Below are 22640 nucleotides of genomic sequence, written 5' to 3'. Positions count from 1 at the left end.
GATTCACCGACTGTAGAAAGCGCGTCTGAGCCCCGCATTAGCAGCGGCTTAGCCGGGCGTTAGCAGGGGCTGTGGGCCGTGGGATGGGTCCTGGGGTGCGGGCAGGTGCACCCGCGCCACCAGGCCGTTGGCGCCGTCGTCCCGTGCGCGCAGTTCCACCCGCAGGCCATGGCGCAGCGCCGCAGCCCGGGTGATGGCCAAGCCCAGCCCGCTGCCGTCGGCATCATTGCCGGGCACGCGAAAGAAGCGGTCGAAGACCCGCTCCAGCAGGTCTGGCGGAATGCCCGGGCCGGTGTCCATGATGTCCACCACGGCGCCGCTGTCCAGCCGGTGCAAGCGCACCTCCACCGCACCGCCCTCAGGGGTGTAGCGCAGGGCGTTGTCCAGCAGGTTGTCGAAGACGCTGCGCAGCTCGCTGGCGGCTGCGTGGACGGCCACCTGCCTGTCTCCGGCAAAACCCACGTCGATGCGCCGCTGGTCCGCCAGCGGCATCAGCTGGCCCACGCTGTCGCGCAGCAAGGCAGTGATGTCCACGGGCGCGGTGGATGCCTGCGCAGCCACCGGCGCCTCCTGGCGCGACAGGCGCAGCAACTGGCCGACCAGGTGCCGCGCGCGGCGCATGCCCGCGTCCAGCTGCGCGAACTGCTGCTGCGCATCGCCCATGGGGACGAAGGGGCGCAGGTTCTCCATCTGCAGCGCCATGGCGGCCATGGGCGTGCGCAACTCGTGGGCGGCGTCCTGCACAAAGCGGCGCTGCGCAGCAAAGGCCTCGCCCAGACGCGCCAGCAATGCGTTGAAGGAGCCCACCAGCGGCACGATCTCTTCGGGCACCCGGTCCATGCGGATGGCGCCCAGGCTGCGGTCGTCGCGCTGGGCCACCTCGTCGGCCACCGAGCGCAATGACTGCGACGCGCGCCCCACCACCACCCACAGGGTGAACAGCAATGCGGGCACCAGCAGCGCCATGGGCACGATGACGTACAGGGTGCGCACCGCCACTTCTTCCTGCAGGAATTTCTCGCTTTGCAACACCTGCACCCGGCGCTGGTACGGCCCCGCCGCTGCTGCGGAATAGACACGCCACCCCGGCGCCCACGCACCATCGGCGCGCAACCGATGGTGACCGGGCGCTGCCTGCAGGGGCACCGCAGTGTCGGGCCTGGACGCAGCCAGCAAGCGGCCGTCGGCCGACCAGATCTGCACGGCGAATGCGCCCCAGTCGAGGATGTTGACGTCGCTGAGCAGCGGCAGGGGCTCGAGCCCCAGGCCCGTGTCCATGGTGCGGTCCGTAGCGTTGGTGTTGGAATCACTGCCCGAATGGCTCGCCGCCACCGGCCCGCCGGTCGCATGGGAGCGCGCCAGCACCTCCATCTGGTACTCCATGAAGGTATGGATGAGTGCGCTGTAGCTCACCCAGAAGGCGCCCCCCGCCACCACGGCGCCGACCAGAATCCAGGGCGCCAGCCACAACAGGATTTGCCCGCGCAGCGACCGGGGGCGGTACCAGCGGGGCTTGTGGTCGCGCACCGAGCCCGTCATGGCGCCGCCACCCGCCAGCCCAGGCCGCGCACGTTGCGGATGGCGTCGGGCCCCAGTTTGCGGCGCATGCCGTGGATGAGCACGTCCACCGCATTGCTGCTGACTTCCTCGCCCCAGCCGTAGATGCGGTTTTCCAATTGCTCGCGCGACAGGATGGCGCCGGGGCGCTCCAGCAGCGCGTGCAGCAGTGCGAATTCGCGCGCGGTGAGGGCCTCGCGTGCGCCGCCCAGCAGCACCTCGCGCGTGGCCAGGTCCAGCTGCAGGGAGCCATTGCCCACCAGCGATTGCGCCACACCACTGCGGCGGCGCACCACGGCGCGCATGCGGGCCAGGAGCTCGGCCACCTCGAAGGGCTTGAGCAGGTAATCGTCGGCCCCGATGTCCAGGCCATGCACGCGGTCTTCGACCCCGTCGCGCGCGGTGAGCACCACCACCGGCGTGAGGTCGCCGCGGGCGCGAGCGCGGCGCAGTACCTCGATGCCATCGATGCCGGGCAGGCCCAGGTCGAGCAGCACGCAGCTGTAGTCGCCGTCGGCCAACGCGCTGTGGGCCAGCTCGCCGTTGCGCACCCAGTCCACGGACCAGCCTGCGCCCTTGAGCGCATGCGACAGGCTGCGCCCGATCATGTCGTCGTCTTCTACCAGCAGTGCACGCAACAGGTTCTCCTTGAGGCCTTCAGGGCGGTGCACAGCGTAGCGCGGAATTCTTAGCGGGCCATGAGCACGGGGCGTCCCCGGGCAACGCAGGGCTAACCCGGCGATAAGAAAGCTTTTCTACAGTGCATCGGCCCGCCATCTGCGGCGTGCGACCCGCGGGCAGCTCTGCCGCCCCTCCCCCGTTTTTTTCTGCCTGGAAACTGAACCCATGACGCCCTGCCTTCGCATGCCCTTTACCCCCCGCCGCAAGGCAACCCTGCCTTCGCGCGCCGCCCTCATCGCGGCCACCTTGGCGGTGCTGGCCCCCGAGGCAGCCTGGGCGCAAGACGCACCGGCCTCTGCCTGGGGCGTGGGCCTGGCTGTGAGCGCTGACCGCAAGCCCTACCGCGACTTCGACGACAAGGTGCAGCCGCTGCCCCTGCTCACCTACGAAAACCGCTGGATCAGCGTGGCCGGCCCGGGTGTGGATATCAAGCTGCCGTCGGTCGGCCCCGTGGGCCTGCGGCTGCGCTCGCGCTTTGGCTTCGAGGGCTACGAGGCCAAGGATTCGCCCTTTCTGGCCGGCATGCAGGAGCGCAAGAGCAGCCTCTGGCTGGGCGCAGCCGCCAGCTGGGACACGGGGCCGGTGCAGTTGTCGGCCGAGCTGCTGGCCGATGCATCGGGCCACAGCAAGGGGCGCCAGGTCACGCTGAAGGCCGAGCGCCGCTTCCAGCTCGGCGCCTGGGACATTACGCCCCGCCTGGCGGTGCAGCAGCAGGACCGCAAGTACGTGGACTACTACTACGGCGTGGAAGGCGCCGAGGTGCGCGCAGGCCGCGCGGCCTACGAAGGCAGCTCTGCCGTGAACCTGCAGGCCGGCGTGCGCGTGGGCTATGCGCTGGCGCCGCGCCAGTGGGTGTTCGTGGACGTGAGCAGCACACGGTTGGCCAGCGCCATCAAAGACAGCCCGCTGGTCGGCCGATCGAGCCAGCCAGCGGTCACTGCCGGCTATCTGTACCGGTTCTGAGCCCGGCGGCCTTCACGTTCAATGCCCCACATACCGCCCCGGCCGGTGGCTGATCCACAGGAACCCGCTCATCACCAGCACAGCCAGCACCGAGTACGCGACGCGCTCGGGTGGCACCACAAACAGCGCTAGCAGCACCACCGTGCCGTCGATCATCATCTGCACCTTGCCGGCGCGCATGCCGTAGCGGCTTTGCAGGTACAGCGACACCACGGTGGCGCCGCCCAGGCTGGAGCGGTGGCGCGCCAGGAACAGGCAGCCCGTGCCCAGCAGCAGCCCGCCCAGCAGCGAGGCGAACAGCGGGTTCAGGTAGTCCACGTGCATCACATGCGGGAACAGCTCGGTCAGCAGCGACAGCAGGGCCACACAGACAAAGGTCTTGATGGTGAACTCGCGGCCCATGCGGGTCCAGGCAAACCAGTAGAACGGCAGGTTGACCACAAAGAACAGTTTGCCGAACGAGATGCCGGTGACGTAATGCAGCAAGAAGGCTGCCCCCGCGGTGCCGCCCACCAGCAGCCCCGCCTGGTTGAAGAGCATGAGCGCCATGGCCACGAAGAGCGTGCCGGCGAACAGGGCCTGGGCGTCTTCGAAAGCGCCGTGGCGCAGCGATGGCAGCGGCTGGTTCTGAGGCTGTGGTTGCGGTTGCGGTTGTGGCTGCCGCACGTGGGGCGCTGCGCCGTCAGGCGGGGTGTGGGGTTGCGGGGGAGCGTCGTTCATGGCGGGGTTTCAAGGGGGTGGGCGGTGGCCGCAGCAGCCTGGCGACTGCACCAGCACCGAGCCAGCATCATCCATGCCAGCGGCGGCCTCGCCATGACAGACGTGCTGCTCACTCGCCGCCCTTGAACTCGGGGGAGTCCAGGTCGGGACCCGTTTGCGTACGCAGTACGACGTGGTCGGGCCCGTGCACCACGGTGAACACCTTGGCCTGGTTGGAGCCTTCCAGGTAGCGCCAGTCCACGTGGGTCTCGTTCTTCAGCGTATAGGGCGTGACCTTGGCGGGCTTGCCCAGCAGGCGGCGGACTTCGTCCATGCGCTGGCCGGGCTGCACGCGGGCGAAGTTCTCGGGCGTGAGCACCTGGCGCAGGGCTGTCATGCGGCCATCGGCGCCCAGGGTGATCATGTAGTTGACCTGGCCCGCGGGCTGGCGGTTGTACTCGAAGGTGCGGGCGCCGCCGGGCTCGTCCCACACGTTGTCGGGGGCGCCGAAGCGGTCGCGCACGTCGGCTTCGGTGGAGACGCCCTCCTTCAATTCACTGATGCGCTGCGGGTCGCAGGCAGTGAGCGCCAGCAACGAAAAAGCGGCGGCAGCCAGCGCGGCAGCGCGATATATCAGAGGCATAAGTCGGTCCCGGTAAAATCCACGCCAAAGAGGTTAACAGTCATGTCCATTTTCCGCCGCCCCGACTACCAGTCCGACGCCACCCAGTTCATCAACCAGCTCAAGACCAGCCAGCCCGCGCTGGATGCGCAGCAGCAGGCCGGCCGCGCCCTGCTGTGGGACAAGCAGGTCGACCGCAAGATCTGGGTCGAATACCGCGATGGCGAGGTCGCCCAGAGGCCTTACGTGTACCAGACCAACGCGGACTGACCCGCATTGGTGTTCCGTTTAGGCATAAAAATCGCTGCTACCGCTTGCCAGATAAGCGCTAGCAGCTATATTTTTAGTAGCACCTGATGATCCCATCGCGCCAAGCCGATGCCGGCGGTAACGCGGGCACCATGCCCGACGTGGTCGATCAGGTCGCACTGGCACGCCTGTACGGCGAGCCGCTGTTCGCGATGCCGACCGACCTGTACATCCCGCCCGATGCGCTGGAGGTGTTTCTCGAAGCTTTCGAAGGCCCGCTCGATCTGCTGCTGTACCTGATCCGCAAGCAGAACTTCAACATCCTCGACATCCCCATGGTGGGGGTGACCAAGCAGTACCTGGTGTATGTGGACGAGATCCGCAGCCGCAACCTGGAGCTGGCGGCCGAATACCTGCTGATGGCGGCGATGCTGATCGAGATCAAGTCGCGCATGCTGCTGCCGCCCAAGAAGCAGGCCGAAGGCGAAGAACCCGAAGACCCGCGCGCCGAGCTGGTGCGCCGCCTGCTCGAGTACGAGCAGATGAAGATGGCCGCCGCCCGCCTGGGGCAGCTGCCGCAGTACGGCCGCGACTTCCTGAAGGCGCAGGTCTACATCGAACAAAGCCTGCAGCCGCGCTTTCCGGACGTGCACGTGGTGGAGCTGCAGGACGCGTGGCGCGACATCTTGAAGCGCGCCAAGCTCGTGCAGCACCACAAGATCACGCGCGAGGAGCTGTCGGTGCGCGAGTACATGAGCATGGTGCTCAAGACCCTGCAGGGCCGCCGGTTCGTCGAGTTCGAAGAACTCTTCGAGCCCGAGAACGGCAGCACCGTGCTGGTCGTGACCTTCATCGCGCTGCTGGAGCTGGCCAAGGAGACGCTGATCGAGATCACGCAGGCCGAAGCCTTCGCGCCCATTTACGTGCGCCTGGCCTATGTACCGGCATGACACCCCCTGAGCGGCTGCGCCGCTTCCCCCTTTCTCGCTGCGCGGGAGGGGGACGCCACCGGCGGCCTGGCGAAGCCAGTTCCACGGTGGCACTGGCCTGAAGCAGCGCCGGTTCCAACGGCAACTACGGACCCCATATGGCATCCCACGACTTCGACGTCCTCATCGTAGGCAGCGGCCTGGCCGGCCTTTCTGCCGCGCTGCACCTGGCGCCTACGCACCGCGTGGCGGTGATCACCAAGCGCGCGCTGCAGGATGGCTCCAGCGGCTGGGCGCAGGGCGGCATTGCCGCCGTGCTGGCCGATGACGACAGCTTTGCGGCGCACATCGAGGACACGCTGGTCGCAGGCGCTGGCCTGTGCGACCTGGCCACCACGCGCTTCGTGGTGGAGAACGCGCCCGCATCGATCGCCTGGCTGCGCGAGCTGGGCGTGCCCTTCACGCTCGAAGGCGACCAGCTGCACCTGACCCGCGAAGGCGGCCACAGCGCCCGGCGCATCGCCCACGTGACCGACGCCACCGGCGCGGCCGTGCAGCGCACGCTGATGGACGTGGTGCGCGCCACGTCCGGCATCACCGTGTTCGAGCACCACACGCTGGTGGACCTGATCACCACGCACAAGCTGGGCTTGCCCGGCCACCGGTGCCTGGGCCTGTATGCGCTGGACGACGCCACCGACTCTGTGGTGACCTTCCGCGCGCCGCAGACCATTTTGGCCACGGGCGGCGCGGGCAAGGTGTACCTGTACACCACCAACCCCGACACCGCCACCGGCGACGGCATTGCGGCCGCGTGGCGCGCGGGCTGCCGCGTGGCCAACATGGAGTTCATCCAGTTCCACCCCACGGGGCTGTACCACCCGCACGAAAAATCCTTCCTCATCAGCGAGGCCGTGCGCGGCGAGGGCGGACAGCTCAAACTCCCCGATGGCACCCGTTTCATGCTGGACCATGACCCGCGCGCCGAGCTGGCCCCGCGCGACGTGGTGGCCCGCGCCATCGACTTCGAGATGAAGAAGCATGGCCTGGACTGCGTGCACCTCGATATCTCGCACCAGAGCCCGGCGTTTTTGCAGGAGCACTTCCCGAACATCCTCGCGCACTGCGCGGCGCTGGGCATCGACATCACGAAGGAGCCCATCCCCGTGGTGCCCACCGCGCACTTCACCTGCGGCGGCGTGCTGACCGACCTGGCGGGCCGCACCGACCTGCCGGGCCTCTTTGCGGTGGGCGAGGTGGCCTGCACCGGCCTGCACGGCGCCAACCGGCTGGCCAGCAACTCGCTGCTCGAATGCATGGTGTTCGCGCGCGCCGCTGCCCAGGCCATTGCCGCAGCGCCCGCGGCAGACCTGCCCGCCCTGCCCGCCTGGGACGACAGCCGCGTGACCGACGCCGACGAGTGCGTGGTCATCTCGCACAACTGGGACGAGCTGCGCCGCTTCATGTGGGACTACGTGGGCATCGTGCGCACCAACAAGCGCCTGGAGCGCGCCGCGCACCGCATCGCCACGCTGCAGGGCGAGATCAACGAGTTCTACGCGAACTTCCACGTCACGCGCGACCTGCTGGAGCTGCGCAATTTGGTGCAGGTGGCCGACCTCATCGTGCAGAGCGCGCAGATGCGCCGCGAAAGCCGGGGCCTGCACTTCAGCCGCGACTACCCCGAGCTGGCCGCTCCCGCTGCGCCCACCATTCTCGTTCCCCCCGTGGTCAAACGCACCGCCGAAAAACCGAGCCTGCGGCCATGACCTACAGCGTCAAGGAAATCTTCTACACCCTGCAGGGCGAAGGCGGCCAGGCGGGCACGCCCGCCGTGTTCTGCCGCTTTGCGGGCTGCAACCTCTGGACCGGCCGCGAGCAGGACCGCGCGCAGGCCGTCTGCCAGTTCTGCGACACCGACTTCGTGGGCACCGACGGCACGCTGGGCGGCAAGTTCGACACCGCCGAGCGGCTGGCCGAGACCATCGCCGCGCAGTGGCCTGCGGGCGCGGGCCACCGCCTGGTGGTGCTGACCGGCGGCGAGCCCCTGCTGCAGGTGGACGCCGCCCTCATCGACGCGCTGCATGCGCAGCAGTTCCGCATTGCCGTGGAGAGCAACGGCACGGTGAAGGCGCCGGACGGCATCGACTGGCTGTGCATCAGCCCCAAGGCGGGCGCGCCGTTCGTGCAGCGCAGCGGGCAGGAGCTGAAACTCGTGTGGCCCCAGCCCGGGTTCGACCTGCAGGCGCTGGAGCGTGACACCCAGTTCAGCCATCGCTTCTTGCAGCCCATGGATGGCCTGCTGCAGCGCCAGAACACTGCCGCCTGCATCGACGCCTGCATGGCCCACCCCGCATGGCGCCTGAGCCTGCAGACCCACAAGCTCACCGGCATCCGGTGAACCGAATCTCTCCGTCAGTCCTATGTTGTTCACCATTTCCCAGCGCTTCTTCTTCGACGCCGCCCACACCCTGCGCCGCGAGATCGAGGCCGAAGGCAGCCGCCGCGTGCACGGCCACACCTACCATGCCGAGGTTTCGCTGAGCGGCCCGCGCGATCCCGCCACCGGCATGGTGCTGGACCTGGGCCTGCTGCGCCAGGGCCTGGCCGTGGTGCGCGAGCAGCTGGACCACCACCAGCTGGACGACGTGCCCGGCCTGGGCACCCCCACGCTGGAGAACCTGTGCGTGTTCATCGCAGCGGCCCTGCCCGCCGACCTGCAGCCACGCGTGAGCCGGGTGCGCGTCTGGCGCGACGCGCTGGGCGACAGCTGCACGCTGGACCTGCCCGTGGCCTGACGCAGACTGCCCGCACCGCCACAGTTTTCAGACGCCAACCCAGGACGCCCGATGTTCCGCACCCTGCTCAAATCCAAGATCCACCGCGTGGCCGTGACCCAGTGCGAGCTGCACTACGAGGGCTCCTGCGCCATCGACGAAGACCTGCTCGATGCGGCCGACATCGCCGAGAACGAGCAGGTGCACCTCTGGAACATCAACAACGGCGAACGCTTCATCACCTATGCCATCAAGGGCCAGCGCGGCAGCGGAATGATTTCGGTCAACGGCTCGGCCGCACGCCGCGCGTCGGTGGGCGACCTGATCATCATCGCGGCCTTCGCCCAGGTGCATGAAGACCAAGTCGCCACGCACCAGCCACAGCTGGTATTCGTGGACGAGAACAACCGCCAGACGGAACTGCGCCACGCGGTGCCCACCCAGGCGCTGTGATTTCACTTTGTCTGCAAACTTACCCGACCCCGTTCACGCTGAGCCTGTCCAAGCGCCGCGCGAGGCTTCGACAAGCTCAGCCCGAACGGCTGTGAATGCAATGAACCGGCGCAAATCCGCATGAGTGCGACCCCACAACCTCCACCCGACACCCTGGCCGCGCGCAGCCTGGCCAGCGTCTGGCATCCCTGCACGCAGATGAAGCGGCACGAGGCCCAGCCGCCCGTGGCCATCGCCCGCGCGCAGGGCCCCTGGCTGTACGGCACCGACGGCAAGCGCTACCTGGACGGCATCAGCTCCTGGTGGGTCAACCTGTTCGGCCACAGCCACCCGCACATCCAGGCTGCGCTGGTGGACCAACTGGGCCGGCTCGACCACGTGATGCTCGCGGGCTTCACGCACGCGCCGGTGGTGGAGCTCTCCGAGCGCCTGGCTGCACTCACCGGCCTGGGCCACGCGTTCTACGGCAGCGACGGCGCGGCGGCCACCGAGATCGCACTGAAGATGAGCGCGCACTGCTGGCGCAACCGGGGCCGGCCCGCCAAGAGCCGCTTCGTGGGCCTGGCCGGCGGCTACCACGGCGAGACGGTGGGCGCGCTGGCCGTGACGGACATCGCGATCTTCCGCGAGGCGTACGCGCCGCTGGTGCGCCTGGCCGACACCGTGCCCAGCCCCGATGCACGCGGTGCCGCGCCGGGCGAGAGCGCTGACGATGTGGCGCGGCGCGCCGCGGCGGGCCTGGAAGGCTGGCTGGCAGAACACCACGCAACCACCGCGGCCTTCATCGTCGAGCCGCTGGTGCAGTGCGCCGCCGGCATGGCGATGCACAGCCCCGACTACCTGCGCCGGGCGCGCGAGCTGTGCGACCGCTATGAGGTGCACCTGGTGGTGGACGAAATCGCCGTGGGCTTTGGCCGCACGGGCACGATGTTCGCGCACCAGCAGGCGGGCATCCGGCCGGACTTCATCTGCCTGTCCAAGGGCCTCACCGGCGGCACGCTGCCGCTGTCGGCCGTGCTGACCACCGATGCGGTGTACGCCGCGTTCTACGACGACGACGTGGCGCGCGGCTTTTTGCATTCGCACTCGTACACCGGCAACCCGCTGGCCTGCCGCGCGGCGCTGGCCACGCTGGAACTGTTCGGCCAGCTCGACGCACTGAAAGCCAACGCCGCGCTGGCGCAACGCCTTGACGCGGCATGCGCACCCATCACCCACCACCCACGCGTGCACCATGCGCGGCGCCAGGGGATGATCTGGGCGTGGGACGTGGACACTTCGCTGCCCGACTTTGCCCGCCGCTACCACCAGCACGCCATGGCGCGCGGGCTGGTGCTGCGTCCCATCGGCAAGACCCTGTACGCCATGCCGCCCTATCTGCTCGACGACGAGGCCGTGCAATGCCTGGCCCGCGGCGCGCTCGACGCGCTCGACGCCACCCTGCAAGAGGAAATTTAAATGATTGGATGTTTTGTGACCGGCACCGACACCGGCGTCGGCAAGACGCTGGTGTCCGCCGGCCTGCTGCACGCGCTGGCGCCGCACCACCGCCACGTGGTGGGCATGAAGCCCGTGGCCGCGGGCCTGGTGCCCTGGGGCGAGGACTGGGCCAGCGAGGATGCCATCGCACTGCGCTCGGCCTCCACCCTGGCCGTGGCGCCCGAGCTGGACAACCCCGTGCTGCTGCCCGACCCGCTCTCGCCCCACATCGCGGCGGCGCGGGCCGGCGTGGAGATCGACATCGCGGCCATCGTGCGCAGCTACCAGGCGCTGGCGGCGCAGGCGGACGCCGTGGTGGTGGAAGGCGCAGGCGGCTTTCTGGTGCCGCTGTCCGACACGCTCACCGGCGCCGACCTGGCCCAGGCCCTGGCACTGCCTGTGGTGCTGGTGGTGGGCCTGCGCCTGGGCTGCCTGAACCACGCGCTGCTGACGGCCGAGGCCATCCGCGCCCGCGGCCTCACGCTCATCGGCTGGGTGGCCAACCGCATGGACCCCGGGATGGAAGCGGCTGGCGACAACATCGCCTTCCTGCGCGCCCGCCTGGGCGCCCCGCTGCTGGCCGAGGTGCCCTACCAGGACCTGCCCGAGGCACGCAGCATGCAACTGGAGTTGCCGCCGGCATGGCTGTGACCGGCACGTCCGCTGCGGGCTCGACCGCAACATCGTGGCTCGATGAGATCCCGGGCCGCCTGGCCGACATCGAGCGCGCCCACCTGCTGCGCCGCCGCCGCGTGGTGGAGCCGGCAGGCGGCGCACGCCTGCTGGTGGACGGCCAGCCCATGCTGGCGTTCTGCAGCAACGACTACCTGGGCCTGGCCAGCCATCCCGCGCTGGCGCAGGCCGCGCGCGAGGCCACGCACACCTTCGGCGTGGGCTCGGGCGGCTCGCCCCTGGTCAGCGGCCACAGCGCCGCCAACGCCGCGCTGGAGCACGATCTGGCCGCCTTCGTGCAACTGCCCCGTGCGCTGTACTTCTACGCGGGCTACGCCACCAACGCGGGCATCATCCCGGCGCTGGTGGGCGATGGCGATGCGGTGTTCTCCGATGCGCTCAACCACGCCTGCCTGATCGACGGCGCCCGCCTGTCGCGCGCCACCATCCACCGCTACCCGCACGCCGACCTGCCCGCGCTGGAGGCCGCCCTGGCCGCCAGCCCCGCCCGGCGCAAGCTGGTGATCAGCGATGCGGTGTTCAGCATGGACGGCGACCTGATCGACATCCCTGCCCTGCTGGCGCTGTGCGAGCGCTACGACGCCTTGCTGCTGCTGGACGACGCGCACGGCTTCGGCGTGCTGGGGCCCCAGGGGCGCGGCAGCCTGGCGCAGGCGGGCTTGACGGGTGCGAATGCCGCGCGCCGCGTGCTCTACATGGCCACGCTGGGCAAGGCCGCGGGCGTGGCCGGCGCCTTCGTGGCGGGCGATGCAGCGCTGATTGAATGGCTGCTGCAGAAAACGCGCACCTACATCTTTGCCACCGCGGCCCCGGCGCTGCTGGCCAGCGCGCTGCGCGAAAGCCTGGTGCTGATCGCCGCGGCCGACGACCGCCGCGCGCACCTGCAGGCCCGCATCGCCCAGTTGCGCGGTGGCCTGGCGGCGCTGCCGCCACCGCTGGCCTGGCACCTGCTGCCGTCGCACACGCCTGTGCAGGCACTGGTGGTGGGCAGCAACGAGGCCGCACTGGCCGCCATGGAAAGCCTGCGCGCGCAGGGCCTGTGGGTGCCGGCCATTCGGCCACCCACGGTGCCGGCGGGTACGGCACGGCTGCGCATCGCACTGTCTGCCGCGCACACCGAGGCGGACGTGGAAGACCTGCTGGCCGCATTGCGCCAGCATGCGGCAGAGCTTCTGGGCTAGCCGCTCGAAGGATCGGGGTGGGTCCCCGGTCCTTCGGCAGTCCTCAGATACTTTCCTTGATCACCCGGCTGTTGATGGGCTGCAGCGGCCGTGCGTTGGCGCTGTACATGTGGCGGAACGCATTGATCTGCTGCGGGCTGAGCTTGACGGGCTCCTTGAGCACCATCCACTGCACGCCCTCGGAGCATGGCGGTGTGGTCAGCGACCCGGCAAAGCTGTAGTAGCCCTTGCTGGCGGGCAGCAGGCTGCTGGCATCGAGCGAGAACCCGTTCACCGTGACCTGCTCGCCCACACGTGGCAGGTGGGCAAAGATGGGGGCCCAGGCGGCATTGGCCTTGCCGGGCTGGATCAGCACGGCCACCACGCCCAGCGTGCCGTCTTCGGCCTTGTGCACGAAGTGCGCCACCATGGCCGCGCGTTTGCCGCCAATGGCTTCTTCGCTGGGCGTGTGGAAGTGGAACTGCAGCAGCTCCATCGGCTTGCCGTCCACCACCAGCTTGCTGCCGGCGGGCATGTTGACCTGCACCGTGTGGCCGTTGTTGAGCAAGGTGGGAGCGGCGGGCGTGTACTGGAAGTCGAGCGCGGGCAGCGCTTCCTTGACGGTCTTGCGGATGTTCACCGGGCTTTGCGCCGCGCCGCGCGCGCAGGCTTCGAAGCCTGCTTCCAGCTCGCCCCAGTGGGCGGCGCCGTGTTTGCCTTTGTATTCCCAGTGCGGGTTGGCGCCTTGTGCGTTGGCCGCGGCAGCGGTGCACAGTGCGATGGCGGCCAGGGCGATGTGTCGGATGAATGCAGGGTGGGTCATGGCGTGGAGGGGGATGGTGAACAGGCAATCATCGATCTGCGCGCGTCCAACCCCTTGCCGAACACGCGACGCCCGGCCAGGGCCTGCTCTGCGGCCGAACGCGCCGTATTCTGCGCACCTGCCTGCGGAGTTGCAACACAAATGTTACGAATGGCCGCCACCGTCGGTACCGGGCCACGACAGCGCCCGAACTGGGCGAGCTTAAGGAAGCGATAAGAAATCTGTGGTTTGTGGCGCGCTGGCTGCGCTTGGGCCACACCCCCACGAGGGCACGCCGCCCCGCCGGCACCATCCAGCCCCTTAAACTGGCGCCGGGTGCGCAACCTTTGTGCCCTGTGTGCCTGCTGATGCGGCACATGCCCCTGAACGGACCCTTCACCATGCCCCATCTCGTCGTCGAATACACCAGCAACCTGCCGCACTTCCCCGAAGCCGAGGCGCTCAAGGCCCTGAACGCCCAGCTGTGCGCCCACCCCGAAATCCAGGACGAAGCCGACCTGAAGACCCGCTTCGTGGTGGCCGACAGTTTCGAGATCGGCACTGCACCAGCCAACCGCGCCTTTGTGCATGCACAACTGCGCCTGCTGGCTGGCCGCTCGCCCGAGGCCAAGAAGGACCTCTCCGGCCGCGTGGCCGCCGTGCTGCGCGAGCTCTCGCCCCGGCCGTCTGGCGTGCTGGTGCAATTGAGCGTGGAGGTGGTGGACATGGACCGCGGCTCCTACGCCAAGGAACGGCTCTGACCCTCCGATAGCCGCCGCGTGCCAGCGGCAGCAGCGGGCCCCGCGTTCAGCGGGCTTCGCGGTCCGCGGGTCCGGCCACCTGCGGAAGTGCGCCGGGCGCTGCCATCTCTGCCTGCAGCCAGCCGCGCAGGCTGTTGATGAAGGCCCAGCCCTGCACGCGCGGCAAGTCGGCCAGGCGCACCACGGCTTCGGCCACCTGCCCTTCGCGCAGCGCCACCGCGCGGCCCACGCCGGGCAGCAGGCCGCAGGCCAGGGGCGGGGTGACCCACTGGCCGTCCAGCAGCACGGCGATGTTGCCGAAGGTGCTCTCGGTGATCTCGCCCGCCTCGTTCCAGAGCACGGTGTCAAACACGCCCGGCGTGGTGGGCGCATACGCAGCATAGTGCGCGCGGCGCGTGGTCTTGTGCCGCACGAATTCGCCGTGGGCCGATTCGAAGGCGGTGGCGGCCAGTTGGAGGCGCACGGGCTCCGCGGTGGGCTGCAGGGCAAAGGATTCGGCGCGCGCGCTGCCGTCGGCCGACAGCAGCAGCCGCACGCGCCAGGCACCGTTGAGGTTCTGCAGGGCCGCGATTTGCAGCTCTTGCCGCACGGCATGGGCGTTCCACGGATAGCCGAAGTGCACCGCCGCCTGGCCCATGCGCGCCACGTGCAGGTCTGCATGGCGGAACTTGCCGTCGTTCAGGGCCAGTGTTTCCAGAATGTCGAAAGGCATGCTCGCACGCTCCACGAATGCGCGCTTGTGGCGCCACTCCTGCCATTCTGCGGCAGCTTCGGCGCCCGAGGTGATGCCGCTGCCAATGCCGCAGGTGGCGCTCCACCCATCTTCCGGTCCGCTCCTCTCGTGGAGCACCACGGTGCGGATGGGCACGTTGAAGGTGGCGGCCACGGCGTGGGTGGCGCCGCCCGGCCCCGCCTTTCTCAGCCGTCCCGCGGGCCGCACCACACCCACCGCGCCGCAGTACACACCCCGGGGCTGGCCTTCGAGCGCATGGATCATCTGCATGGCCCGCACCTTGGGCGCGCCGGTGACGGAGCCACACGGGAACAGCGCCGCGAACACATCGGTGAGCGTGGTGCCAGGCCGCGTGCGCGCCACCACGTCGGACGTCATCTGCCACACGGTGGGCAAGGCCTGGGTGGCGAACAGTGCGGGCACCTGCACGCTGTGCGGCAGCGCGATGCGCGACAGGTCGTTGCGCAGCAGGTCCACGATCATCACGTTCTCGGCCCGCTCCTTGGGGGCCGTGCGCAGGTGGTCGGCATGGGCCGCGTCCTGCTCGGGCGTGGCGCCCCGCGGGGCGGTGCCCTTCATGGGGCGGGCCAGAATGCGACCGCCGTCGGGCGCGTCCTGCCAGTCGAAGAAGAGTTCGGGCGACACCGACAGCACCTGCTCGCCGCCCGCGTCGATGTGCGCGGCGTAACCGCCGGGCTGCGCCCGCAGTAGTGCAGCAAACAGGCTGGCGGGGCTGCCCTGCAGGGTGCCGGTCAGCGGTGCGGTGTGGTTGACCTGGTACAGCTCGCCCGCGCCGATGGCGTGCTGGATGCGCGCCATGGCGTCATCGAAGGCGGCGCGACGGGGGGGGCCGGTCCAGGTCACTTCGGCAACATCGTGGGGAGAAGCGACTGCCGCGTCAGCAGGCCACGGCAGGGGCGCGTCGTGCACCGCAAACCACGCCAGCGGGCCATCGGCCGCATGGGTCTGCAGCGCAGCGTCGAACGCGGCAGCGGCCTCGTAGCGCACATACCCCACGCACCAGCGCCCTGCCGCGGCGGCCGCATGCACAGCGTCGAGCACACCGCGCACATCGACCAGGTCGTGCGCCACCAGCACTTCGCGCGGCGCGCCAAACGCATGGCGCAGGCGCGGCTTGTCGGCATCCTGCGGTTGGGTGAAGTCGATGCGTGAAATACCAGTCAAAAATGCCCCTACCGCTTGATGGATAAGCGCAAGCAGCTATCAAATAAATAGCACATCATTGCCACCACGCCCTCAGGCTGCACCCAGGTGCGGCACAAGGCCTGCGGTGGGCTGCCCGTTCTTGAGCGCCGCAGTGAAGGCCAGCATGCGGTCGATGGGCTGGCGGGCGCGCGGGATGAGGGCCGGGTCCACCGTGATGGCGTTGGCGCCGGTCTCCAGCACGCGGGCCACGTCGGCCAGACCGTTCATCGCCATCCAGGGGCAGTGCGCGCAGCTCTTGCAGGTGGCGCTGTTGCCGGCCGTAGGGGCTTCGTAGAACGTCTTGCCGGGGTTGAGGGTGCGCAGCTTGTGCATCATGCCGTTGTCGGTGGCCACGATGAACTCGGTGGCATCCAGCTCGCGCGCGGCCTGGAGGATGGCGCTGGTGGAGCCCACGGCGTCGGCCAGCGCCACCACGTCGGCGGGGCTCTCGGGGTGCACCAGCACCTTGGCGCGGGGGTGTTCCTTTTTGAGGGCTTCCAGCTCGAAGGCCTTGAACTCGTCGTGCACGATGCAGGCGCCGTTCCAGAACACCATGTCGGCACCGGTCTCGCGCTGGATGTAGCCGCCCAGATGCCGGTCGGGCGCCCACAGGATTTTTTGCCCGGCGGCCTTGAGCGCGCCCACGATGTCGAGGGCGCAGCTGGAGGTGACGAGCCAGTCGGCCCGTGCCTTCACCGCGGCGCTGGTGTTGGCGTAGACCACCACGGTGCGGTCGGGGTGCGCGTCGCAGAAGGCGCTGAACTCGTCGACCGGGCAGCCCAGGTCGAGCGAGCAGGTGGCATCCAGGTCGGGCATCAGGATGGCTTTTTCGGGGCTCAGGATCTTGGCCGTCTCGCCCATGAAGCGCACGCCGCTCACCACCAGCGTCTGCGCCGCGTGGTCGCGGCCAAAGCGCGCCATCTCGAGCGAGTCGCTCACGAGGCCACCGGTCTCTTCGGCCAGGTCCTGCAGGTCGGGGTGCACGTAGTAGTGCGACACCATGACCGCGTTCTTTTCCTTGAGCAGGCGGCGGATGCGGTCCTTGAGCGCCGCGCGCTCGGCTGGTGCGGGCTCGGGCGGCACGCGCGCCCAGGCGTGCTGGGTGGAACAGACGGCGCCGTCCGCGCCCGGGGCGGGCTGCTCGTACTCGACGTCCTTGATGGCAATGGTGGTCATGGGGTACTGGCTACCAGCGGCTGGGGCTGGTTTCATGGAGGGGTAAGCATATCGGCCGAGCTGGCCTGGCGCTGGCAACCCTGCGCGGCGCAGGGTCAGCCGGGCGGGGGGGCCGGGGGCTCAGGCCAGGTCCTGCAGGCGCATCGAAAAGTCGGTGGCCTGCACGTCCTTGGTCAGCGTGCCGATGGAGATGCGGTCCACGCCGGTGTCGGCCAGTGCGCGCAGGCCATCGAGCGTGACGCCGCCCGAAATCTCGAGGATGGCGCCACCGCCAGGGTGCGCGGCGTTGATACGCACGGCCTCCTGCAGCGTGGGCAGGGGCATGTTGTCCAGCAGCACCATCTTGGCGCCAGCGTTCAGTGCCTCGGTCAATTGGTGCAGGGTTTCCACCTCGATCTCGATGAACTTCGCCTGGCCCGCAATCGCTTGCGCGGCCTGCAGCACCGCTGTCACGCCACCGGCCGCGGCAATGTGGTTTTCCTTGATCAGCACCGCGTCGTGCAGGCCGATGCGGTGGTTGGTGCCACCGCCCATACGCACAGCGTACTTCTGCGCCAGGCGCAGGCCCGGCAGGGTCTTGCGGGTGTCGACGATCTGCGCGCGGGTGCCGGCCACCACGTCCACGTAGTGCCGCGTCTTGGTGGCCACGGCAGAGAGCAACTGCAGAAAGTTGAGCGCGGTGCGCTCGGCGCTGAGCAGCGCGCGGGCCTGGCCTTCGATCTCCAGCACGATCTGGTCGGCCACGCAGCGCTGGCCCTCCTGCACGCGCCAGGTGAGCTGCACACCAGGGTCCAGCGCACGCAGCGCGGCCTCGGCCCAGGGGGCGCCGCAGATCACGGCGGGCTCGCGCGCCAGGATGCGGGCGCGGGCCCGGCGGGTGGGGTCGATGAGGCCGGCGGTGAGGTCGCCAGTGCCTACGTCTTCGGCCAGGGCACGGGCCACATCGGCCTGGGCCAGGGCCTTCACATCGTTGTCGCTCATGGTGGTGTCCGCGGGGTGTAACGCTGCTGTCATGGGCCGCGAGCATACCGGGAACGCAAAGGCCACTGCACCCGAAAGGGCCCCTGCCGCCCTGCGCCCCAACCCATAAGTACACCCATGATTGGTCGCATAGACTCGCGGCAATTTTTTTGCCACAGCGAGCCCCATGACTGCCACCAGCACCGCGTTTGCCACGCCCTACGGCACCCTGCCGCCTGCGTCGCCCCTGCCCCAACGCAGGCCAGTGAGCCTGCCGCGCCTCGCGCAGATGCGGGACGCCGGCGAGAAGATCACGATGCTGACGGCCTACGACGCCACGTTCGCCGCCGTGGCCGACGCGGCGGGTGTGGAGTGCATTCTGGTGGGCGACTCGCTGGGCATGGTCTGCCAGGGGCTGCTCAGCACCGTGGGCGTGGCGCTGGACACCATGGCCTACCACACGGCCAGCGTGGCGCGGGGGCTGCACCGCGTGCAGGCCACGGCCTGGCTGATTGCCGACCTGCCCTACGGCACCTACGCCGAAACCCGCGAGCAGGCCCTGCGCAGCGCCTGCGCGCTGATGCAGGCCGGGGCGCACATGGTCAAGCTGGAAGGCGGTGGCTGGACCGCGCCCACGGTGGAGTTTCTGGTGCAGCGCGGCATCCCCGTGTGCGCCCACCTGGGCCTGACGCCGCAGACCGTGCACGCCCTGGGCGGCTACCGCGTGCAGGGCAGGACGGATAGTGCGGCCCGCACGCTGCGCCAGGAGGCGCATGAACTGCAAGACGCCGGTGCCGCCATGCTGGTGCTGGAGATGGTGCCCGCCGCGCTGGCGGCCGACATCACGGCCGGGCTGCCGCACTGCCACACCATCGGCATCGGTGCGGGCAACGGCACCGCGGGCCAGGTGCTGGTGCTGCACGACATGCTGGGCATGAACCTGGGAAAGATGCCCCGGTTCGTGCACGACTTCATGCGGGACGCGGGCAGTGTGCGCGGCGCCATCGAGGCGTACGTGCAGGCCGTCAAGCAGGGGCGGTTTCCGGACAACGCACTGCACGCGTGGTAGCCGGACCCATCGATCCACGCCCGCCGCCGATTGCCCCGTTGCCCCGTTGCCCACGCACGAAATCGCGTTCGGCACTCCCTGCCTTTTTTCTTCATCGCCGCACGGCGTCTTCACCATGCTCATCGCCCGCTCCGTTGCCGACCTGCGCCAGGCCCTGGCGCCCTACCGCCGCCCCTCGTTCGTGCCCACCATGGGCAATCTGCACGACGGGCACATCGCCCTGGTGCACCAGGCCAAACCCCTGGGCGACGTGACAGTGGCCAGCATCTTCGTGAACCGGCTGCAGTTCTTGCCGCACGAGGATTTCGACAGCTACCCGCGCACCTGGGAGGCCGACTGCGCCCAGCTGCAGGCCGCCGGCTGCGATGTGCTGTTCGCACCGCGCGAGGCGGATCTGTACCCCGAGCCCCAGACCTTCAAGGTGCACCCCGACCCGCTGCTGGCCGACATGCTGGAGGGGCACTTCCGACCCGGCTTCTTCGTGGGCGTAAGCACGGTGGTGATGAAGCTGTTTGCCTGCGTGCTGGGCGCCACGGGCGGCACGGCCGTGTTCGGCAAGAAGGACTACCAGCAGCTCATGGTCATTCGCCACATGGTGCGGCAGTTTGCGCTGCCCATCGAGGTCGTGGCGGGCGAGACCTTCCGCGCCGCCGACGGGCTGGCCCTGAGCTCGCGCAATGGCTACCTGGGACTGCAGGAGCGGCAGGAAGCCGTGGCGCTGTCGCAGGCGCTGCAGCAACTGGCACAGCGCTGGCGCGGCGCCCCGGCCCCTGACCCGCAGCACGCCGCAGCGTGGGAGCAGCATGCCCTGGACGCCCTGCGCGCCCGCGGCTGGCAGCCCGACTACCTGACGGTGCGCCGCCGGGTGGATCTGCTGGCACCCACGGCCGAGGACGCGCCGGGCACGCTGGTGGCGCTGGGTGCGGCGCGCCTGGGCACCACGCGGCTCATCGACAACCTGGAGTTCTGATGCTCTGCTATTGATAGCAGCTAGCGCTTGCCAGATGAGCGGCAGCGGCTGCTTTAATTCGGAAAAAACTAATCAACCCACCCGCCCCGCGCCAGCCACCCCAGCAACGCGCGGTTGACGGCGTCGGGCTGCTCCATGGTCAGCATGTGACCACACTCGGCCAGCACCTCATGCTCAGCGCCCGGGACCAGGGCAGCGATCTCGGCCGAGCATTCGGGCGGCGTGAGCTGGTCCGCATCGCCGCACACCACCAGCGTGGGGCAGGCGATGCGGGGCAGGTGCAGCCGGGCGTCGGGCCGGTGGATGACGGCGCGGTTTTGTCGAACCAGCTGCTCGGCGCCGGCGCGCAGGACGAAGTCCAGGTAGGCCTGCACCAGATGGGGCTGGGCGGCGTTGGCGGGGTGGAAGGCGAAGGCAACATTAGGCTCGATCACCTCGCGCACCCGGCCCTGTGCGAACAGCTCCATCGCGGCTTCGCGCAGGGCGCGCATCTCGGGGGTTTCAGGTCGGGCCGTGGTGCCGAGCAACGCCAGGCCCGCCACGCGCTCGGGCGCCTGGCGCGCCGCCTCCATCGCGATCATGCCGCCCATGGAGGCGCCGCACAGCAGCACGGGCCCGGCATGGGCTGCGAGCACCAGCGCGGCCATGTCTTCAATGCGCAGGGCGGCGGGCTGCGCGTGGGCTGTGGCCACCACCGGACGCAATTCGGCAGGCATGGCGGGGAGCTGCGCCCGCCACATGGCGGCATCGGCCGCGAGGCCGGGGATGAAGACCAGCTGGGGCGTGGCGTGGGCGGGGGATGAAGGTGTCGTCATGGCACCGAGTGTCGCAAGGATTGCGCCGGGGTGCTGGAGGCTGGAGATTGGGGGCTGGCTACTGCTTTCGAGTACCAGCTGTCGAGGCCAATTGCCGGGTGCGGCGTCGCCAACGCCTGGCGTCCTCTCCCCGCCCCTTCACGACTTGCAGGGATCGTGACGCAGCCACCTACAAAGCGGTCGGCACCCCGGAGCCGTTCACGCCAGCGTCCGGCACGCCACCGGCAGGGGTCTGCGCCTGCACCAAGTCGTGCACAAACCGCAGCTTGAGCATGGCACCCGCCGACAGTGCAAACGGGTAGGCGTCGTGCTGCCCCAGGCTGCGGTTCAGGCTGTTGAGCATGAGCGTGAGCGGCACCCACTGGCGCACCATCTCCTGAAACCCCGGCCGCGGTATGGCGAACGGGTCGGTGACGTGGTGGCGAACACTGCCACGCGGGTCGGGCACGGCCACACCGGCCTGGTAGCTGGCAGCAGTCTCCAGCAGGTCGATCATGTGCAGGTAGTGCGCCCAGGTTTCGGCCCAGTCCTCCCAGGGGTGCGAGGCTGCATAGGCGCTGACGTGGCGCGTGGCCCAGTCGCCCAGCTCGCCCTGTTTGGCGTAGTGGGCGTCCAGCGCTGCGGAGTAGTCCTGTCGCTCATCGCCGAACAGGCTGCGGAACGACTCGAGCAGGCCGCCATCGCGCACCAGCTGGTCCCAGTAGAAATGGCCGGATTCATGGCGCAGGTGGCCGATCAGCGTGCGGTAGGGCTCGCCCAGGGCAATGCGCCGGCGCGCACGCTCGTCGTCGTCAGCCTCTGCGATATTGAGCGTGATGATGCCTCCCAGGTGCCCGGTGAGGATGGGCGGCCCGCCCGGCATGTCGGCCAGAAATTCAAACACGGGCCCCGCGCGGCCTGGCACGGGCTCCAGCCCCAGCCGCGCCAGGGTGTAGAAGAGCTGCCGCTTGGCGCCTTCGATCTGCTTCCAGCGCCGCAGGTTGGCGTACTCGGACAGATCGGGCAAAAACCGCGTCTGGCGGCAGGATGCGCAGAGGTCGGCGAAGTCGTTGGAGGGAATGGCGAAATTGCAGGCCTGGTACTCGGTGTGGTTGCGGCACATGTGGTACAGGCGGCCCGTGTGCTGCTCGCTGCCGGCCTGGCTCCTGCGCCGCCACAGCCCGTTGCCGTCCTGCGGAGCCGGCGCCAGGGCGGCCAAAGTCATCTGGTCCGGCAGAAATGCCAGAGCACTTCCACAGTTCAGGCATTGCACGCTGTCGAAGAAAACCAGGTGACCGCAATGGTCGCAATTGAATACGCGCATGGTGGTGAGCTTAAACCCTGGTACGCCCTGCAGCACACAATATGCGCACAGCAGAGGAAACAACAGTCACAAAGAAAAAAAGAGCAGGCTCCAGGGGACCCTGGAGCCTGCTCAGTTCTCGTCCCGACAAGTGGCGGCCAGGCTGGCCGTCACCCTTGGGTCAAGTGTTCCGCTCAGGGACGGACAACGATGCTGTTGCGCACTTCACGCACATGCTTGGTGTTGCGAGCAATGGCTTCAGCCTGGTTCTTTTCGGTTTGCGACTTGGCAAAACCCGACAGCTGCACCGTGCCGTTCAGCGTTTCCACGCTGATGGAGGTGGCGGACACGCTCTTGTCTTCAGCCATCTTGGCCTTGACTGCCGTCGTGATGCCTGCATCGTCAACGTAGGAACCCATGGTCTGCTGATCGCGGGCCACCGAGCAGCCCGTGGCCGTGACGATGGTGATGCCAGCAACTGCGGCGAAAGCGAGGGCACGTGCGTATTTCATGATGTTGTCCTTGTTGAAAAATGGTTGGGAACGCGGGTGCTGGAGTTATCGCAGTCTGCCGGCCTGTTGCACCCTCCGCGGCCAGCGGACTG

Annotated in this window: 24 protein-coding genes; 13 read left to right on the top strand and 11 right to left on the bottom strand. The window is 69.0% G+C overall.

All coding sequences use genetic code 11. From position 1 onward, the window contains the following. Positions 1-48: 48 nt before the first annotated feature. The gene (locus ASF16_RS01290) at positions 49-1539 is read right to left on the bottom strand and encodes a HAMP domain-containing sensor histidine kinase (RefSeq protein WP_056161666.1); all 1491 of its coding nucleotides are present in this window, start codon (positions 1537-1539) and stop codon (positions 49-51) included. Continuing rightward, complete coding sequence (locus ASF16_RS01285) at positions 1536-2195, bottom strand: response regulator (RefSeq protein WP_056162521.1); 660 nt, start codon at positions 2193-2195, stop codon at positions 1536-1538. Before ASF16_RS01285 ends, ASF16_RS01290 begins: the two co-directional genes overlap by 4 nt. Before the next feature lie 208 nt (positions 2196-2403). Here ASF16_RS01285 and ASF16_RS01280 point away from each other — a divergent pair, with 208 nt between their 5' ends. Further along, on the top strand, positions 2404-3201 hold the full coding sequence (locus tag ASF16_RS01280; protein ID WP_056161664.1) for a MipA/OmpV family protein: 798 nt from the start codon (positions 2404-2406) through the stop codon (positions 3199-3201). 18 nt (positions 3202-3219) lie between these two features. Here the strand turns inward: ASF16_RS01280 and ASF16_RS01275 are convergent, their stop codons facing one another. Both ASF16_RS01275 and ASF16_RS01270 read right to left on the bottom strand, forming a co-directional pair. Beyond that, complete coding sequence (locus tag ASF16_RS01275) at positions 3220-3921, bottom strand: YitT family protein (protein WP_235507217.1); 702 nt, start codon at positions 3919-3921, stop codon at positions 3220-3222. 109 nt (positions 3922-4030) lie between these two features. Further along, positions 4031-4543, bottom strand: coding sequence for a hypothetical protein (locus tag ASF16_RS01270; protein WP_056161661.1), 513 nt, complete (start codon positions 4541-4543; stop codon positions 4031-4033). Positions 4544-4585: 42 nt separating this feature from the next. On the opposite strand from ASF16_RS01270, the gene ASF16_RS01265 reads away from it, so the two are divergent. The 9 genes from ASF16_RS01265 (at position 4586) to bioF (ending at position 12283) form a co-directional block, all read left to right on the top strand. Further along, positions 4586-4792 carry a DUF3460 family protein gene (locus ASF16_RS01265; RefSeq protein WP_056161660.1) on the top strand — a complete coding sequence of 69 codons (207 nt, stop codon included), beginning with the start codon at positions 4586-4588 and terminating at the stop codon, positions 4790-4792. A gap of 86 nt (positions 4793-4878) precedes the next feature. Continuing rightward, positions 4879-5721: a ScpA family protein gene (locus ASF16_RS01260; RefSeq protein WP_056161657.1), complete on the top strand. Its 843-nt coding sequence runs from the start codon at positions 4879-4881 to the stop codon at positions 5719-5721. 137 nt (positions 5722-5858) lie between these two features. Continuing rightward, a complete protein-coding gene (gene nadB, locus ASF16_RS01255; RefSeq protein WP_056161655.1) occupies positions 5859-7469 on the top strand; it encodes an L-aspartate oxidase in 1611 nt (536 codons plus the stop codon). Further along, positions 7466-8101 carry a 7-carboxy-7-deazaguanine synthase gene (queE, locus tag ASF16_RS01250; RefSeq protein ID WP_056161652.1) on the top strand — a complete coding sequence of 212 codons (636 nt, stop codon included), beginning with the start codon at positions 7466-7468 and terminating at the stop codon, positions 8099-8101. Before nadB ends, queE begins: the two co-directional genes overlap by 4 nt. Positions 8102-8123: 22 nt before the next feature. After that, positions 8124-8498: a 6-carboxytetrahydropterin synthase gene (locus ASF16_RS01245; RefSeq protein ID WP_056161649.1), complete on the top strand. Its 375-nt coding sequence runs from the start codon at positions 8124-8126 to the stop codon at positions 8496-8498. A gap of 51 nt (positions 8499-8549) precedes the next feature. Further along, the gene (gene panD, locus ASF16_RS01240) at positions 8550-8930 is read left to right on the top strand and encodes an aspartate 1-decarboxylase (RefSeq protein WP_056161647.1); all 381 of its coding nucleotides are present in this window, start codon (positions 8550-8552) and stop codon (positions 8928-8930) included. A gap of 120 nt (positions 8931-9050) precedes the next feature. Further along, the gene (gene bioA, locus ASF16_RS01235) at positions 9051-10388 is read left to right on the top strand and encodes an adenosylmethionine--8-amino-7-oxononanoate transaminase (protein ID WP_056161644.1); all 1338 of its coding nucleotides are present in this window, start codon (positions 9051-9053) and stop codon (positions 10386-10388) included. Continuing rightward, positions 10389-11060 carry a dethiobiotin synthase gene (bioD, locus tag ASF16_RS01230; RefSeq protein WP_056161642.1) on the top strand — a complete coding sequence of 224 codons (672 nt, stop codon included), beginning with the start codon at positions 10389-10391 and terminating at the stop codon, positions 11058-11060. It begins immediately after the preceding gene. Continuing rightward, on the top strand, positions 11051-12283 hold the full coding sequence (bioF, locus tag ASF16_RS01225) for an 8-amino-7-oxononanoate synthase (protein ID WP_056161640.1): 1233 nt from the start codon (positions 11051-11053) through the stop codon (positions 12281-12283). Before bioD ends, bioF begins: the two co-directional genes overlap by 10 nt. Positions 12284-12326: 43 nt before the next feature. Here the strand turns inward: bioF and ASF16_RS01220 are convergent, their stop codons facing one another. Then, a complete protein-coding gene (locus ASF16_RS01220) occupies positions 12327-13085 on the bottom strand; it encodes a carbonic anhydrase (RefSeq protein WP_056161638.1) in 759 nt (252 codons plus the stop codon). Between the two features lie 380 nt (positions 13086-13465). Here ASF16_RS01220 and ASF16_RS01215 point away from each other — a divergent pair, with 380 nt between their 5' ends. Then, positions 13466-13825 carry a 5-carboxymethyl-2-hydroxymuconate Delta-isomerase gene (locus ASF16_RS01215; RefSeq protein WP_056162514.1) on the top strand — a complete coding sequence of 120 codons (360 nt, stop codon included), beginning with the start codon at positions 13466-13468 and terminating at the stop codon, positions 13823-13825. Between the two features lie 46 nt (positions 13826-13871). Here the strand turns inward: ASF16_RS01215 and ASF16_RS01210 are convergent, their stop codons facing one another. The 3 genes from ASF16_RS01210 to nadC all read right to left on the bottom strand — a co-directional run bounded on the left by ASF16_RS01210 (position 13872) and on the right by nadC (position 17921). Next, on the bottom strand, positions 13872-15743 hold the full coding sequence (locus ASF16_RS01210) for a chorismate-binding protein (RefSeq protein ID WP_056161636.1): 1872 nt from the start codon (positions 15741-15743) through the stop codon (positions 13872-13874). Positions 15744-15815: 72 nt separating this feature from the next. Then, entirely contained in the window at positions 15816-16940 is a 1125-nt protein-coding gene (gene nadA / locus ASF16_RS01205; protein WP_056161634.1) for a quinolinate synthase NadA, read from the bottom strand. 120 nt (positions 16941-17060) lie between these two features. Then, complete coding sequence (gene nadC, locus ASF16_RS01200) at positions 17061-17921, bottom strand: carboxylating nicotinate-nucleotide diphosphorylase (protein ID WP_156371831.1); 861 nt, start codon at positions 17919-17921, stop codon at positions 17061-17063. Between the two features lie 166 nt (positions 17922-18087). Here nadC and panB point away from each other — a divergent pair, with 166 nt between their 5' ends. Both panB and panC read left to right on the top strand, forming a co-directional pair. Then, positions 18088-18969, top strand: coding sequence for a 3-methyl-2-oxobutanoate hydroxymethyltransferase (gene panB, locus ASF16_RS01195; RefSeq protein WP_056161630.1), 882 nt, complete (start codon positions 18088-18090; stop codon positions 18967-18969). 115 nt (positions 18970-19084) lie between these two features. Next, positions 19085-19939, top strand: a complete 855-nt coding sequence (gene panC / locus ASF16_RS01190; RefSeq protein WP_056161628.1) for a pantoate--beta-alanine ligase — start codon at positions 19085-19087, stop codon at positions 19937-19939. Positions 19940-20007: 68 nt separating this feature from the next. Here the strand turns inward: panC and ASF16_RS01185 are convergent, their stop codons facing one another. The 3 genes from ASF16_RS01185 to ASF16_RS01175 form a co-directional block, all read right to left on the bottom strand. Then, positions 20008-20754, bottom strand: a complete 747-nt coding sequence (locus ASF16_RS01185) for an alpha/beta fold hydrolase (protein ID WP_056161626.1) — start codon at positions 20752-20754, stop codon at positions 20008-20010. Positions 20755-20923: 169 nt separating this feature from the next. After that, positions 20924-22057, bottom strand: a complete 1134-nt coding sequence (locus ASF16_RS01180; protein ID WP_056162512.1) for a putative zinc-binding metallopeptidase — start codon at positions 22055-22057, stop codon at positions 20924-20926. A gap of 173 nt (positions 22058-22230) precedes the next feature. After that, a complete protein-coding gene (locus ASF16_RS01175) occupies positions 22231-22548 on the bottom strand; it encodes a BON domain-containing protein (protein WP_056161625.1) in 318 nt (105 codons plus the stop codon). Positions 22549-22640: the final 92 nt, after the last annotated feature.

The sequence above is a fragment of the Acidovorax sp. Leaf78 genome, from assembly GCF_001422735.1.
Taxonomy (GTDB): Bacteria; Pseudomonadota; Gammaproteobacteria; order Burkholderiales; family Burkholderiaceae_C; genus Acidovorax.
This window is presented reverse-complemented; position numbering and strand designations above follow the sequence as displayed.

What these genes read in the sequence shown, in the direction of transcription:
- ASF16_RS01290 (WP_056161666.1), bottom strand. Translation starts at nt 1,539, where the DNA reads ATGACGGGCTCGGTGCGCGACCACAAGCCCCGCTGGTACCGCCCCCGG.
- ASF16_RS01280 (WP_056161664.1), top strand. Translation starts at nt 2,404, where the DNA reads ATGACGCCCTGCCTTCGCATGCCCTTTACCCCCCGCCGCAAGGCAACC.
- ASF16_RS01275 (WP_235507217.1), bottom strand. Translation starts at nt 3,921, where the DNA reads ATGAACGACGCTCCCCCGCAACCCCACACCCCGCCTGACGGCGCAGCG.
- ASF16_RS01270 (WP_056161661.1), bottom strand. Translation starts at nt 4,543, where the DNA reads ATGCCTCTGATATATCGCGCTGCCGCGCTGGCTGCCGCCGCTTTTTCG.
- ASF16_RS01265 (WP_056161660.1), top strand. Translation starts at nt 4,586, where the DNA reads ATGTCCATTTTCCGCCGCCCCGACTACCAGTCCGACGCCACCCAGTTC.
- ASF16_RS01260 (WP_056161657.1), top strand. Translation starts at nt 4,879, where the DNA reads ATGATCCCATCGCGCCAAGCCGATGCCGGCGGTAACGCGGGCACCATG.
- nadB (WP_056161655.1), top strand. Translation starts at nt 5,859, where the DNA reads ATGGCATCCCACGACTTCGACGTCCTCATCGTAGGCAGCGGCCTGGCC.
- queE (WP_056161652.1), top strand. Translation starts at nt 7,466, where the DNA reads ATGACCTACAGCGTCAAGGAAATCTTCTACACCCTGCAGGGCGAAGGC.
- ASF16_RS01245 (WP_056161649.1), top strand. Translation starts at nt 8,124, where the DNA reads ATGTTGTTCACCATTTCCCAGCGCTTCTTCTTCGACGCCGCCCACACC.
- panD (WP_056161647.1), top strand. Translation starts at nt 8,550, where the DNA reads ATGTTCCGCACCCTGCTCAAATCCAAGATCCACCGCGTGGCCGTGACC.
- bioA (WP_056161644.1), top strand. Translation starts at nt 9,051, where the DNA reads ATGAGTGCGACCCCACAACCTCCACCCGACACCCTGGCCGCGCGCAGC.
- bioD (WP_056161642.1), top strand. Translation starts at nt 10,389, where the DNA reads ATGATTGGATGTTTTGTGACCGGCACCGACACCGGCGTCGGCAAGACG.
- bioF (WP_056161640.1), top strand. Translation starts at nt 11,051, where the DNA reads ATGGCTGTGACCGGCACGTCCGCTGCGGGCTCGACCGCAACATCGTGG.
- ASF16_RS01220 (WP_056161638.1), bottom strand. Translation starts at nt 13,085, where the DNA reads ATGACCCACCCTGCATTCATCCGACACATCGCCCTGGCCGCCATCGCA.
- ASF16_RS01215 (WP_056162514.1), top strand. Translation starts at nt 13,466, where the DNA reads ATGCCCCATCTCGTCGTCGAATACACCAGCAACCTGCCGCACTTCCCC.
- nadA (WP_056161634.1), bottom strand. Translation starts at nt 16,940, where the DNA reads ATGACCACCATTGCCATCAAGGACGTCGAGTACGAGCAGCCCGCCCCG.
- nadC (WP_156371831.1), bottom strand. Translation starts at nt 17,921, where the DNA reads ATGAGCGACAACGATGTGAAGGCCCTGGCCCAGGCCGATGTGGCCCGT.
- panB (WP_056161630.1), top strand. Translation starts at nt 18,088, where the DNA reads ATGACTGCCACCAGCACCGCGTTTGCCACGCCCTACGGCACCCTGCCG.
- panC (WP_056161628.1), top strand. Translation starts at nt 19,085, where the DNA reads ATGCTCATCGCCCGCTCCGTTGCCGACCTGCGCCAGGCCCTGGCGCCC.
- ASF16_RS01185 (WP_056161626.1), bottom strand. Translation starts at nt 20,754, where the DNA reads ATGACGACACCTTCATCCCCCGCCCACGCCACGCCCCAGCTGGTCTTC.
- ASF16_RS01180 (WP_056162512.1), bottom strand. Translation starts at nt 22,057, where the DNA reads ATGCGCGTATTCAATTGCGACCATTGCGGTCACCTGGTTTTCTTCGAC.
- ASF16_RS01175 (WP_056161625.1), bottom strand. Translation starts at nt 22,548, where the DNA reads ATGAAATACGCACGTGCCCTCGCTTTCGCCGCAGTTGCTGGCATCACC.